Origin of the sequence: Natronococcus sp. A-GB7 (assembly GCF_029688865.1) — an archaeon.
In the GTDB taxonomy this organism is placed as follows: domain Archaea; phylum Halobacteriota; class Halobacteria; order Halobacteriales; family Natrialbaceae; genus Natronococcus.
The window spans coordinates 165,642-178,666 of record NZ_JARUKV010000005.1; the positions used below are offsets into that span (position 1 = coordinate 165,642).

The 13,025-nt window shown below is 65.5% G+C and carries 15 protein-coding genes; 5 read left to right on the top strand and 10 right to left on the bottom strand.

Annotation, left to right across the window (positions count from 1 at the left end):
• Nucleotides 1–152 precede the first annotated feature (152 nt).
• The 3 genes from QA609_RS06620 (at nt 153) to QA609_RS06630 (ending at nt 2,339) form a co-directional block, all read left to right on the top strand.
• Complete coding sequence (locus QA609_RS06620; protein ID WP_278301799.1) at nt 153–1,103, top strand: phytoene/squalene synthase family protein; 951 nt, start codon at nt 153–155, stop codon at nt 1,101–1,103.
• A 255-nt stretch (nt 1,104–1,358) separates the two neighbouring features.
• On the top strand, nt 1,359–1,883 hold the full coding sequence (locus QA609_RS06625; RefSeq protein ID WP_278301800.1) for a plastocyanin/azurin family copper-binding protein: 525 nt from the start codon (nt 1,359–1,361) through the stop codon (nt 1,881–1,883).
• Nucleotides 1,884–2,192: 309 nt separating this feature from the next.
• Nucleotides 2,193–2,339, top strand: coding sequence for a hypothetical protein (locus QA609_RS06630; protein WP_278301801.1), 147 nt, complete (start codon nt 2,193–2,195; stop codon nt 2,337–2,339).
• Between the two features lie 38 nt (nt 2,340–2,377).
• Here the strand turns inward: QA609_RS06630 and cruF are convergent, their stop codons facing one another.
• From cruF to crtI, 3 genes are read right to left on the bottom strand one after another with little or no spacing between them, the layout of a single operon-like run.
• The gene (gene cruF / locus QA609_RS06635) at nt 2,378–3,241 is read right to left on the bottom strand and encodes a bisanhydrobacterioruberin hydratase (protein ID WP_278301802.1); all 864 of its coding nucleotides are present in this window, start codon (nt 3,239–3,241) and stop codon (nt 2,378–2,380) included.
• A complete protein-coding gene (locus QA609_RS06640; RefSeq protein ID WP_278301803.1) occupies nt 3,234–4,118 on the bottom strand; it encodes a prenyltransferase in 885 nt (294 codons plus the stop codon). Before QA609_RS06640 ends, cruF begins: the two co-directional genes overlap by 8 nt.
• Nucleotides 4,119–4,155: 37 nt before the next feature.
• The gene (gene crtI / locus QA609_RS06645) at nt 4,156–5,637 is read right to left on the bottom strand and encodes a phytoene desaturase family protein (protein ID WP_278301804.1); all 1,482 of its coding nucleotides are present in this window, start codon (nt 5,635–5,637) and stop codon (nt 4,156–4,158) included.
• Nucleotides 5,638–5,742: 105 nt separating this feature from the next.
• Between crtI and QA609_RS06650 the strand changes: the two genes are divergently transcribed.
• On the top strand, nt 5,743–6,441 hold the full coding sequence (locus tag QA609_RS06650) for an SDR family oxidoreductase (RefSeq protein WP_278301805.1): 699 nt from the start codon (nt 5,743–5,745) through the stop codon (nt 6,439–6,441).
• On the opposite strand, the gene QA609_RS06655 is transcribed toward QA609_RS06650, so the two are convergent.
• From QA609_RS06655 to QA609_RS06680, 6 genes are all read right to left on the bottom strand, one after another.
• Nucleotides 6,442–6,741, bottom strand: coding sequence for a hypothetical protein (locus QA609_RS06655; protein WP_278301806.1), 300 nt, complete (start codon nt 6,739–6,741; stop codon nt 6,442–6,444).
• Nucleotides 6,742–6,877: 136 nt separating this feature from the next.
• The gene (locus QA609_RS06660) at nt 6,878–7,162 is read right to left on the bottom strand and encodes a translation initiation factor eIF-1A (protein ID WP_083909307.1); all 285 of its coding nucleotides are present in this window, start codon (nt 7,160–7,162) and stop codon (nt 6,878–6,880) included.
• Between the two features lie 63 nt (nt 7,163–7,225).
• The gene (locus QA609_RS06665; protein WP_278301807.1) at nt 7,226–7,738 is read right to left on the bottom strand and encodes a hypothetical protein; all 513 of its coding nucleotides are present in this window, start codon (nt 7,736–7,738) and stop codon (nt 7,226–7,228) included.
• A gap of 41 nt (nt 7,739–7,779) precedes the next feature.
• The gene (locus tag QA609_RS06670) at nt 7,780–8,691 is read right to left on the bottom strand and encodes a plastocyanin/azurin family copper-binding protein (protein ID WP_278301808.1); all 912 of its coding nucleotides are present in this window, start codon (nt 8,689–8,691) and stop codon (nt 7,780–7,782) included.
• Nucleotides 8,692–8,697: 6 nt separating this feature from the next.
• Nucleotides 8,698–9,819 carry a hypothetical protein gene (locus QA609_RS06675; RefSeq protein WP_278301809.1) on the bottom strand — a complete coding sequence of 374 codons (1,122 nt, stop codon included), beginning with the start codon at nt 9,817–9,819 and terminating at the stop codon, nt 8,698–8,700.
• A 260-nt stretch (nt 9,820–10,079) separates the two neighbouring features.
• Nucleotides 10,080–11,036 (bottom strand): succinylglutamate desuccinylase/aspartoacylase family protein, encoded by a 957-nt coding sequence (locus QA609_RS06680; protein WP_278301810.1) that lies wholly within the window; start codon nt 11,034–11,036, stop codon nt 10,080–10,082.
• Nucleotides 11,037–11,157: 121 nt separating this feature from the next.
• Between QA609_RS06680 and QA609_RS06685 the strand changes: the two genes are divergently transcribed.
• The gene (locus QA609_RS06685; RefSeq protein WP_278301811.1) at nt 11,158–11,538 is read left to right on the top strand and encodes a Rid family detoxifying hydrolase; all 381 of its coding nucleotides are present in this window, start codon (nt 11,158–11,160) and stop codon (nt 11,536–11,538) included.
• A 251-nt stretch (nt 11,539–11,789) separates the two neighbouring features.
• Here QA609_RS06685 and QA609_RS06690 read toward each other — a convergent pair whose 3' ends face one another.
• Nucleotides 11,790–12,998, bottom strand: a complete 1,209-nt coding sequence (locus QA609_RS06690; RefSeq protein ID WP_278301812.1) for a DHHA1 domain-containing protein — start codon at nt 12,996–12,998, stop codon at nt 11,790–11,792.
• Nucleotides 12,999–13,025: the final 27 nt, after the last annotated feature.

Below are 13,025 nucleotides of genomic sequence, written 5' to 3' on the forward strand. Positions count from 1 at the left end.
GCCGGCAGCATCCTCCGCTTTCGACACCCTTCGATTCCGAACCCCAGCCCTGTGAGGGCTAGCAGTTTTATACGCATCTCACGTATAGCCATTCCTGTTCGTCGTCCGGGAGCGCCGTGGAGGCGGGAGCTGTCGGACGAACGGAGTCGCAAATGCAACAGGAACATATCGACGCGGGCAAGGCGATCCAGAAGCGGACCGGCAGGACGTTCTATCTCGCGACGCGGTTTCTTCCAGAGCGAGTCCGCAACGCGACGCACGTTCTGTACGCGTTCTTTCGTATTGCAGACGAGATCGTCGACGACGCTGCGGACGTCCCGGCGGCCGACCAGCGCGCCGAACTCGAGTCCCTCCGCGCACAGGCCCTCGGTCGCGCCGAGCCCGACGATCCGGTCCTCGAGGCGTTTCGCGAACTCTGCGAGCGCTACGGAATCGAGGACGAGGAGATCGTCACCTTCCTCGATGCGATGGAGTCGGACATCGACACCGACCGGTACGAGACCTACGCCGACCTCGAGGGGTATATGCGGGGCTCGGCAGCCTCCGTGGGTGTGATGATGACCGCGATTATGGAGCCCGACGAGCCCGAGACGGCTCTCCCCCACGCGGTCAAACTCGGCGAGGCGTTTCAGATGACGAACTTCCTGCGGGACGTCCGCGAGGACATCCTCGAGCGCGACCGAATCTACCTCCCCCTGGAGACGCTTCGAGCCCACGACGTTCCGGAGAGCCAGGTCGAGCGCCTCGAGTACTCCGAGTCGTTCCGCGACGCGATGGCCGAGGAGATGCGACGAACCGAGGACCTATACAGGGAGGGGGTCGCCGGCATCCGCTATCTCCCCGAGGACTGCCAGCTCCCGGTGTTGCTCGCGGCGGTACTGTACGCCGAACACCACGCGGTGATCCGCAACGAGGAGTACGACGTGCTCTCGTCGGAGCCGTCGCTGTCGACGGGACGCAAGCTCAAGTGCCTCGCGAAGACCCGCTGGCACTGGCACTGGAACCGCGATCCCGAGGCGGTGTTCGCCCGGGTGTCCGCGATCCCAGCCCTCGAGCCGGATCGACGCGGCCCGGAGCACGGCGACCGCGTCCCGACGCGATAGCAGTGCGGTTTCAGTACTCGGAGCCACTCCCAAAATCAGCCGGATTGCGTGATACCTGCAAGTGCAAACCTAATGCCACCTCTTCGATCAGCTAATAGAGATGGTGAAAGAGCCGTGCTGAATACAGAGCGCGAATGTATCGTGTTTTGATCCGTAGTTAGAGTGGGATTTAGTCAGGCGGTACGGACGAATTATATATAGTATGTTGACGTGCATTCCCCGGCTGAGAGCTTAGCAGCGGACGGGAGAAAGAGAATGACAGATACTGCCTCCACAGATGACGGCATCTTGCGCCGAACAGTAGTGAAAGCTATCGTAGTCACAGTGGGTGCGTTCGGTATGATTGCGCCCGCGGCTGGCGACGATCACCATAATGACGATGATCATCATGACGGAGACGACCACCACGACGGGGACGACGATACCGATGATGAATCAGACGATGGAATCGAGATTGAAACCGGTATCACGATCATATTTGAAGGGGAGAGGTCAGGTTGGGTAGGCGCGGAACCCGAAGAAATAGAAGGAGAAGAGAATCCCACGCTCGTCCTCGAAGAGGGTGAAGAGTACGAGATCGGCTGGGAGCAGGGCGATGGTGCGTCCCATAATCTCGAACTCGTCGACGAGGATGACGAAGTCGTCGACGAGCATGAAACCGAAGTCACCGACGACCCCGGTGAAGACGATATCTTCGAATTCGAAGCTACTGATGAAATGGCCGAATACGTCTGTCGGCAACATCCAGACACAATGCGAGGGGAGATCCAGGTCGAATAAGCTGACGATGCTGTAAGGGAGCGAAAGAGAGTAACGAACTACTGTGGGAGACCGTCAGTTTGGAGATTTTGCGGAGATAGACCGAAACAAATGAATTTGTATTGCTGCACTCTCGCTCTATATTCAGCAGGCATCTCTTGACAGCTACCGGAGGAATCGATCACTGCGCCGTTACCTATTTCACCTGTATTGACCGTGGGTTCCACGCCCTCCTCCGAAGAACGAACTCGTATCACCAGCTGCCGACAACTTAAATGCCCCCGATATCGGGACTGTGATTTCGTTGTCCACAAGCTCGAACGATGAGTCATGAGCACACAACACGACCCTCTCAAGCTCGACCAGGAGAACGCCCGCTTCGCCGCGACCGGATTGGCCATCTGGCTGGCCCTGACGGTCCTCGCGATCATCGTACTGATCCTGTTCGGACCGGCGATCAGCGCCGTTTTCGTCTGAGCCGGTCCGACACCGAAGCCGTTCTCGCGCCGACCCGATCAGCTCCCGCCCGGGAGCGCCGTTCTAACCATCTCGAGGTCGTAGCGGTCGGTCCGGAACAGTCCCAGACAGAACAACCCGGCGACCCCCGCGGCGATCCAGTTGCCGTAGAGCAAGTTGATCGTCCCCCATAGCAGGACGAAGCTGACCAGGTCGTCGAGGATGAACACGCAGGAGCGAACGCGCTCGAGCAGCGCCGCCCGGTCGAAGGCGAGATCGACGAGGACGACGGCGACGGTGCCCGAGATCACCCAGCCGACGTAGTTCGAGACGGGGACGCCGTAGTACGCGCCCGACTCGAACGCCCAGAACCCGATCGCGACAGCCGCGGGATCGAGCACGAGGTCGATCGCGACGACCGCGGCGATCGCTGCCGGAATCCGGACGAGGGCGCTGTCGGCCCGTCCGCCGAGTACCAGCAGCGTCAGCAGGTAGGCGTTGAGCACCAGCGGGATGAAAAACAGCGGCAGCGCCAGGGGTACCTCGCCGAGCAGCATCGGCCCGAGCTGGATCGTGTACTCGAAGGCGCCGTAGGGCCAGTCGGTCCGTACCCCGACGATCTCGATCGCGTACGTGTACGCCGTCAGGACGCCGAGACAGCCCGCCGCCCACCAGCCGATCCGCGGGAGGAGGCCGACGACCAGCGGCGATCGCATCACGGCCGTCCCGAAGAGGATCAACAGCGGGTTGTACGCCAGCGGCTCCGGCAGTAGTCCCTCGGCGCTGGCCACCAGCGTGAGCGCGCCGATGGCCGGGAACACCACCGCGATCGTAAACCGGTTCTCGCGGATGACGTCCTCGAGTTGCCGCTGGAGGTCGGCTCGGTTCCACTCGGTCGGTCGGCCCGTCGTCAGCTCATCCATGCAAAATCACCCGGAGTGCGCCCATCGTCAGCGCTGCACCGACGACCGTGTTGATCGCCGGGAACCACCAGTAGGCCCGATCGACGGCCACGCTCGAGGTCGCGATCGCGACGACAAGCAGCGGGTAGACCGCCATCGCCGCGCCGAGACGAGGATCGAGCGCGGCGAACGCGCCCGCGCTCGCGAGCCAGCACGCGCCGCAGTAGGCGTAGGTCCGCTTCTCGCCGAGTACCGTCGCCGTCGTCCGAATCCCAGTCTCGCGGTCGGGTTCGATATCGGGAATCGCCGAAAAGGTGTGCATTCCCATCGCCCACAGCCAACCTCCGAGCACGGCGAGTACGGGCGGCTGCGAGCCGGCAACCGCGGCGTAGGCCGCTGCTCCCGGCATGATGTAGAGGCCGTTCGAGACCGAGTCCAGCAGCGGCGTCGTCTTGAACCGCGGCGGCGGGGCACTGTAGGCCGCCCCGAGGACGAGAAAGCCCGCGATCCAGGGCCAGGCGGCTCTCGGCACGAGAGCGAAGAGCGCGAGCCCGAGCCCACCCGTCAGCGCGACCGCTGGAGGGACCGTCCGCTGGCCCCGGTATCGGACCTCCCTCTCCTCTTTCTTCGGATTCGCCGCATCGACGTCGCGGTCGAAGATGTCGTTGACGCCGTAGAGGAAGACGTTCGCGGGCACCAGGAAGTACGCGAACAGCGCGACCGCCCCCGCGCCGAACAGCTCCTCGACCGACGAGGCACCGTAGGCCACCCCGACGAGTACGGGACCGGCCAGGTAGAGCCAGAACCGTGGTCGCGAGAGGACGAGCAGGTACGACAGCTCGTCGACGACACGCCCGTGCGCGCTGACCGCGTCGGCGGAGTTCGAGTCGTCGGTCATCACTGAGGTGTCCCTCCTGCGACGTCTCGCATCCGGCTCACCCGTGATCCTCGAGCACCGCCTCGGCCGTCAGTTCGCCGCTGATGAGACACATCGGGACGCCGATTCCTGGGGTCGTATCCCCGCCTACCATGTAGAGCCCCTCGACTCGCTTGGCGCGGTGGGGCGGCCGGAAGAGGGCAGTCTGTCGGAGCGTGTGGGCCAGCCCCAGGGCCGTCCCCTCGTAGCTGTTGTATCGGTCCGCGAAGTCCTCGATACAGAAGCGCTCCTCGAGGACGATCCGGTCCCGGAGGTCGGTGCCGGTGTGGTCGGCGAGGTCGTCGAGGACCAGCTCCCGGTACTGCTCCCGCTGTTCGGGAGTGTCCTCGAGTCCGGGCGCGATCGGGACGAGCACGAACAGGGCGCTGTGGCCGTCGGGGGCGACGTCGTCGTCGGTCTCGGAGGGGACACAACAGTAGTAGGCGGGATCGTCGGGCCAGGCTGGGTCCTCGAAGATCTGATCGAAGTGCTCCTCCCAGTCGGTCGGCAAGACGAGGGTGTGGTGGGCCAGTTCGTCGACATCGCCCTCGACGCCCAGGTACAGCAGGAACGCGGAGGGGGCGTACGTGCGCGACTCCCAGTAGTCGGCGTCGTACCCCTGCCGTTCGTCCGGCAGCAGCTCCTGGTCGGTGTGGTTGTAGTCGGCGTTGCTGACGACCAGATCCGGCCGTAGCGGCCCCTCCGGGGTCTCGACGAGGAAGGCTCCCTCCCGACCCTTGATCCCGGTCGCGGGGCGGTTCGTCTCGTACTCGACGCCCAGCTCTCGGCCCATCTCGGTGATCCCGTCGATGACGCCGCCGATCCCGTCCTCGGGGTACCAGACGCCGAGGTTGAAATCGACGTGGCTCATCAGGTTGTACAGCGCGGGCGTGTTCTTCGGTGACCCACCGAGGAAGACCAGCGTGTACTGCATGATCTGTTGCAGTTTGGGGTGATCGAAGTAGTCCTCGACGTGGCCCTGCATCGACCCCAGAAGCGAGAGCCCCCGGGCCTGTCTGGCGACGTCGATATCCAGATAGTCCCGGAGCTTCGAGCGGTCCTCGTAGACGAAGTGCTCCATCCCGACCTCGTAGTTCTCCCGGGATTTCTCGAGGTAGCGCTCGAGAGCCTCCCCGGCGCCGTCCTCGTAGGACTCGAAGAGCCGCTTGGTGCGCTCGAGATCGGGCGTGACGTCGACCTCGTCCCCGTCTTTGAAGAAGATCCGGTAGTGGGGGTCGAGGTGGGTCAGCCCGTAGTAGTCGCTCGGTGTCCGATCGAAGTGCTCGAAAAAGCGCTCGAAGACGTCGGGCATCAGGTACCAGGAGGGCCCCATATCGAACCGGAACCCGTCGCGCTCGAGCCGGCTCGCGCGACCACCGAGCTGTTCGTTCTTCTCGATGACCCGCACGTCGGCGCCCGCGTCGGCCAGATAGCAGGCCGTCGAGAGGCCGCCGACTCCGGCGCCGATCACGACGACGGACTCTCCGTCAAGCGATTGCATACGTTCCCTGAACGTCGGCGCGGTGATAAACGTACGTCCTTCCCGCGCGGATTTCCGGACGTCCGCCGTCGATGGGTTCCTGTGGTCCCGGTCCGTACGGCGCCCATGGACGAACTGACAGTCGTCGTGACGGGCGGCACCCGCGGGATCGGACGGGCCGCCGCCGAGGCGTTCGCAAGCGAGGGTGCGACCGTCGTCGTCGGCGCTCGAGACGGCGACGCGGTTGCAGAGACGGTCGACGACCTCGAGGAGAGCGGGGCGACGGCCGCGGGCGTCCGAACGGACGTCCGCGACGAGTTCGACGTCGAACGGCTGGTCGAGACCGCCTCGAGAGCCGGATCGAACGGCGGGATCGACGTCGTCGTCGCCGCGGCCGGCGTCTACCACGGCGAGGCCGGCGCGACGCCGACCGACGGAGAGTCGTACTCGGCGTTTGACGATCACTGGCGGATCAACGGTCGGGGCGTGTTCGCGACGATCCGGGAGGCGCTGCCGCACCTGAACGGGGGAGCGCGGATACTCGTCCCGACCGGGGCGGTCGCACGGAAGGGAAAATCGGGGTACGGCTCCTACGCGATCTCGAAGGCGACGGCGGAGGCCGTCGCGCGCGGGTTCGCGGCCGACACCGACCACGTCGTGGGCTGTCTCGATCCGGGCCAGGTCGAGACCCGGCTCTCGGGTGGGAGTGGGCGGGATCCCGACGACGTCGCGGGGATGTTCGTCTGGGGCGCGACCGACGCGCCGGCCGACGACCTCGACGGGTCCGTTCTCGGTCTTCGGGAGTGGAAGCAGGCGACGCGGTAGCTACTCGCCGTTCTCGTCGTCCCGGGTGTGTTCCCGGCCGAACTCCGACAGCGACTCCCAGCCGAGTTCGTCGCCCAGCATCTCGATCGCCTCGGCGATCGACGCCTGATTCTCGAGTTCGCGCTCGCTTCCCGGCCTGTCGACGATCGTCTCCCCGTCGTCGTACTCGCCCTCGAAGACGGCCCGACTCGCCGTGTCGAAAAACATCGGCGTTCCCTCGGCGGTCGAACCGACGTACTCGACGTCGTCCTCGCTGTGTTCGTCGAACTTCGCCTTCGCACTTCCGTCCCTAATATACATACACGGACAGCCGTGATCAAACCGTACAACCGTTGGTGTTGCACGAGCAATCCGAGACGGAGCCACCGCTCGAGCCCCGCCGTCGAGAGTCGCGGCGACGCCACTGGGAGGCGAGGGGAACTCCGCGATGAAAATTTCAGTCGATGTGACCTTCGCGGCGAAGCTGATCGGCGTCCTGGCTGGTGTAGCGCCACTCGATGGTCGCCTTCTCGTCCTGCCAGTCCCAGGGTTCGGCGACGACGATATCGTCTTGCTCGATCCAGGTTCGGTACTTCATTCGTCCCGGAATGCGGCCGAGCCGTTCCTCGCCGTCGGCACACTGGAGCTGGACGTGGTTGCCCCCGAGGTGTTCGGTCACAACGGCGAATACTTCATCGTCGTTGGGCATACGGAGGTTCCGTCGCCCGGAGTTTTCTGACACAGGCTATCTACGACGGCCATACGTTTAAATGATTGGCGAGACGCAGTGCCGTGGGTCCCGATCTCACAGCTCCCGCTCGGAATCGGGGTTCTCGAGGTCCCACAGCAGCTCCGGCAGGAAGGCATCGAGGTTGTCGATCACGACCCGGTCGCTGACGTTTAGCCCCTCGCAGTGGTCGTGGGCCGAGTCTCGGATGTCGACGTGGAGGTCGCCGTCCTCCCGCCAGACGCCGAGCGGAAACACCGAACACCGGGTCGGTTTCCAGTCCTCCTCGAGGTGCAGCGAACACAGCCCGTCCTCTCGGAGGAAGGCACAGGCACAGCCGTCGTCGGCGACGTGGTCGTCGCGATTTTTCTCCTCGCGAGTGACGAACTTCTCGCCGCGAAAGTCGGTCGTCGTTTCGGTGAGGTTCGCCCGCTTTGCGAGTTCGAGGAGGTCGTCGCCGTACAGCAAGACGCCGTGCTGACAGCACCAGGTGCAGTCGTCGACGCACTCGAAGGTCAGCTCGGGGTCGAACTCGACGACGACCTCGCGGTCCGGATAGACCTCGACGCGAGGGGGAGCGTCGGCGCTCACGTCAGCGGGGAGGAGTCGAGCGCGGAAGTGTGTTCCCTTCCTCACTCGATCTCGATCGCACCGTACATGAAGCCGGCGTGAGGCGAGCAGTAGTACGCCTGGGTTCCCGGTTCGTCTGCCTGCCACTCGACGGTCGCTCCCTCGCTCGAGATCGTCGAATCGAACACCTCGCCACCGCCGCTCCGGACCTCGATGTCGTCGGTCGACGTGACCGTGTGGAAGACGCCGTCGGTGTTGACCCACTCGATCGTCGTCCCCTCGTCGACCGTGACGAACGCGGGGTCGAAGACGAAGTCGGGCTCGCCGTCCTCGCCCTGGCGGGTCTCGACCGTCACGACGTCCTCGCCAGTCACGTCGACGAACTCCTCGTCGACGGCTTCGTCCTCGTCGTCAGCGTCCTCGTCGTCGGCATCCGCATCGTCAGCGTCCTCGTCGACACCTTCGGGATCCTCGTGGATCTCCTCGGCGTCCTCGAACTCCTCGTCGTCGACGTCGCCGACGGCCAGCGTGCCGATCATGAAGCCGACGTGGGGCTCGCAGTAGTAGTGCTGGAGCCCCTCCTCCTCCGGGGTCCACTCGACGGTATCGCCCTCTGCGGCGAGCTCCTCGTTGAACTCGCCGCTCTCGGATCGGGTCTCGAGGGAGTCCGTCGACGTGACCGTGTGGAAGACGCCGTCGGTGTTGACCCACCGGACGGTATCGCCGGGCTCGAGTTCCGCAATCGACGGATCGAAGACGAAGTTCGGCTCGCCGTCCTCGCCCTCGCGGGTCTCGATCTCGACGACGTCCTCGTCGGTTTCCGCGTCATCGGCTTCCGCGTCGCCGTCGGTTCCTGCGTCCTCGTCGTCGGCTTCCTCGTCGCCGACGCAGCCGGCGAGGGAGGCGAGCCCGACCGCGCCGGCGCTCGCCGCGCCGACCAACACCCGCCGACGACTCGGTGCTCGGTCGTCCATCGATCGTTACTCCTCGACGGGCGTGGGCATGAACTCCCGATCGATACCGACTTCGACGTCGCCCCACGGCATCTCGTGGCCGCGGGTCGCGTGGTGGACGAGCCACGTGCCCCACTGCTCGGGGTCCTGGGCGCCGTGGCCGGCCTCCCAGCTGTCGGCCTCGTGTTTGTGGAAGTGCGTGAACTCGTCCTCCTGGCTGGCGGGAATGTCGTCGCTCGTGAACTGACCGCGGACACCCATTCCGAAGTAGATCAGGTTCTCGGCTTCCTCGACGGCAGGCTCGTCCCAGTGGAGGAAGATGAACGTCTCCTCGCTGACCCACTTCCAGACGTGTGCGGGCGTGCCGTGTGGAGCGTCGTCCTGCCCGGTCGTCCAGCTATCGTCGAAGATCTCGAGGAGTTCGTCGCGGTCGTCGTCGTCGAGATCGTCCTCGCCGCCGTCGGGGGCCTCCCAGTCGACGTCGTGGCCCTCGCTTCCCTCCTCGGGCGGGGTCGGCATGAATCCGTAGTCGACCTGTGGTTCGATGGGCTCGTCGTGGAACGGGTACTCGATCTCCCGAACCGCAATGTGGGTGAGCCAGTACCCCTCGTCGCCGGTTTCGCCGCCGTGGCCACCCTCCCAGCTGTCGGCCGTGTGCTGATGGAAGTGTGTAAACTCCTCGTCGGGCTGGCTCTCCTCGGTGAACAGTCCCTTCTGCCCGATCGTGATGTAATCGAGCTCCGTCGCCTCCTCCGGGTTCGGCTCGTTGAAATGCAGGCCGATCAGGTTCTCGTCGCTGACCCACTTCCAGACGTGTCGGGGCGTGTAGCTGCGTCCGTCGCCCTCGACCTCGTGTTGGTCCTCGTTCATCGGCTGATCGTCGAAGGCGTCGACGAGCGCCTGGATGTCCTCCTCCGAAAGCGATTCACCGGTCGGCGTCTCCTCGAGACTCGCGAGTTCCTCCGCATCCTCCTCTTCTTCCTCGTCGTCCATCTCGTTGTCATCGACGTCCTCATCATCGCCCTCGTCGTCCATCTCGTCGTCAGCGTCGTCGTCTCCCGCACAGCCGGCGAGTGCGACTACCCCTCCAGCACCGAGCGCTCGAATCACACGTCGTCTGTCTATCGGCTCCGATCGGTTGAGCGTCATACGTACTCGGCTACGACCGATCGGTCCATGTCCCTATGCCGGTCGTGCACTTCCGATGCACACTCCGGAACGTGTTTTATAGGAGTCTGAGACGCCGTCGCTCGGCCGGTTTCCGGAGCAGCTCAGTCAACAACGAGGACGGAAGGACGAGCTGCTCGAGCCGGTGTCTGCCGACGAGCCGGCTCGCGGGGACGCGTCGAGGCTCCGACCCGTTCCGATCTCCGACGCCGACGAGACGTGTGGCTCCCCTACGCCGCCGCTCACTCGAGGTCGGCGATTCCGGCCAGCTTCTCGCCGGCGGTGACCGACGACTCGCGAGTCAGCGAGTAGATCACGCCCGAGGTGGTGGCGGTGACCGACTGGCGCTCCTCGAACGTAGCGGGACAGTACAGCGTCCCGAGTTCGTCTCCCTCGGCGACGCGGTCGCCGACCGCCACGTCCGGTGTGGGTTCGAACAGTCCCGATCGGTCGGCACCGACCCGCCCCCCGTCGTCGTACAGCACCGTCTGTGATGGGGGGTCGGGTGGCTCCGTCCGGAGCGGTCCGAGCTCGCCCAGGACGTTCTCGATACCGTCGGCGCCCCGTCGGGCCGCCTCGTGGTCGACCTGCCGGCTGTTCGAGAGCTCCGGGACGATCACCGTCGTTCCCGCCAGCCGCGCGGCCGTTCGCAACGTTCCACGGTACTCCTCGAGCGAACGATCCGGCTTCGGGTCGGTCATGAGGTAGTCGGAACCGAACACCGACGCGAGCCGTCGAGAGTCGTGCTCGCCGTTCTGGAAGCGGACGTGCTCGAGCATATCCGCGGTGCCGCTGTGGAGGTCGATAACGACGTCGGCGGCCTGGATCAGCCCCCAGAGGGAGGTTACCATCCGTTCCTGAAGCGTACCGTCGTCGTTTCCGGGCCACACCCTGTTGAAGTTCGGGTTGACCGCGTCGACGGCCTGGGGCGTCACGTAGGAGCCGTGATCGAACGCGAGGCTGTTGACCACCGGAACGGCGATCACGGTTCCTGCGAGTTCGGCCTCGAGCAGCCGCTCGTGGAGCCGACGCAGCGCCGCGGTTCCGTTCAGTTCGATCCCGTGCTGTGCGGCCTGCAGGTACACCGTTGGCCCGGGACCGCCCTCGTAGCGGTGGACGGTCACCGAGACGTCCGTTCCCGACGGGAGCCGAGCGAGCGGGCGTTCGCTCACCGAGTGGGAGACGGTCTCGTGTTCCATACCCGATGGAGCCAGCGCCCCCGCTTGTAACTTTGGTCGCGGCGGCCGTTCTCGCCGCTGAACCACCACGCTCGCGGAGCCGGAGCCGAATTTTAAGACACCCCGACCAGTATGTCGGGGCGTGAAACGAACGATCCACACCGACGACGCACCGGAGGCGGTCGGCGCGTACAGCCAGGCGACGACGAACGGCGACGTCCTGTTTACGGCCGGTCAGCTGCCGATGACGGCAGACGGAGAGCTCCTCGACGACGAGTCCGTCGGCGACCAGACCCGACGGTGTCTCGAGAACGTCGAGGCGATCCTCGAGTCCGAAGGCGGCTCCCTCGAGGACGTCCTCAAGATGACCGTCTTCCTGAACGATATCGACGATTTCGACGAGTTCAACGAGGCCTACAGCGAGTTCTTCGACGAGGAACCCCCGGCCCGAAGCGCCCTCGAGGTCGGCGAGGTCCCGAAGGGGGCGGCCCTCGAGGTCGAAGCGATCGCGACGGTCGAGTAACGCTCTCTCGCAGCTATTTTCGTCGACGTGTGGCTCACTCGAGAGCCGCGGGTACGGGTTCGTGCGGATCGGGACGCCCCTCGAGACGCATTCTCCGCGCCTCGAGGCGCGACGAACAACACGAAACAGAACCTGTTCGGTCCCCAAGAGGATGTGGTTGGAGTCGTCGATCAGCCGACTGCTCGAGACGAAATGGTATCGAAATCGGCCGAGCGGAGGAGAGGCCGCGGAACGCTCGCTACCGAGTCGCTTCAGCGCTCTCGTCGGAGGTAGTCGACGACGGCGGCGGGTTCGGCGTCGAGCCCGCCGCCCTGGGCGAGCGTCTCGCCCCCGCCGCCGCCTCCGCCGAACTCCGCGGTGACGTCCTCGACGATCCCGCTCGCGTCCGTCTCGCCGGTCGTCGCCGCCACGACGAATGCGCTTCCGTCGACGCCCGTCAGCACGATGACGTCGCTGACTCGTCCGACGCTCTCCTGGGCCCGTTCGGACGCGTCGTTCGGACCGATTCCGTCGACGCCGACGGTGCCGACGACCCACTCCTGGCCGTCCCGCGCGACCGCGTCGTCGGCGAGGGTCTCGAGCCGGTTCTCGAGCAGCCGTTCTCGAAGCCCGTCGAGCTCGGCCTCCAGTTCGGCGTTGCGTTCGGCGACGGCGCTCGCCCGCTCGGGCAGTTCCTCGACGCTGGTATCGAGGGCCCGCGCGGCCCGCTTCGTTGCCCGCGTGCGATCAGTCTCGGCCCGGATCGCGGCCGGCCCGACCGCGTACTCGACGCGGACGAGGTCCGCGCCGGGGTTCGAGATATCCAGCACCGCGATCGGACCGATCTCGATCGTGTTTCGGACGTGGGTGCCGCCACAGGCCGCGATATCCCAGTCCTCGATCTCGACGATCCGAACGGTGTCGGCCCGCTCGGCCTCAGGAGTGAGGTTGAAGACGATCTCGTCGTCCGCCCTGGCCCGTTCGATGTCCATCTCCCGCCAGGTTACCTGCCGGGAGTCCCAGACCGCCTCGGCGAGCAGCCGCTCGAGCGAGAGGGCGTCGATCGCCTCGGGCTCGCTCGTCTTAAAATCGATCCGACACTTCTCGGTTCCGATGTCGAACCCGCCGTAGCCGTGGTCCTCGAGCAGCCGCCTGCCGGCGCCGTACAGCAGGTGACTGGCGGTGTGAGCCCGCATACAGTAGGTGCGAAACTCCTCGTCGATCGAGCCGACGACCGACTCGCCGGGTTCGAAGTCGGGGGCCGACGCCAGCGTGTGGACGACCTCGCCGTCACGGGTCTGGACGTCAGTCACCTCGGCGTCCCCGATGGTTCCCGCGTCGGCCGGCTGGCCGCCGCCCTCGGGGTAGAAGTACGTCTCCTCGAGTCTGACGTCGGTTCCGTCGACTGCTCGTACCCTCGTCTCGAACTCCGTTACGTAGGGCTCCGCGGCGGCGCGGCTCCCGGTGGCGTCCGGTGTCATCGTCACGAGCATCGGCGCGCGCAGTCA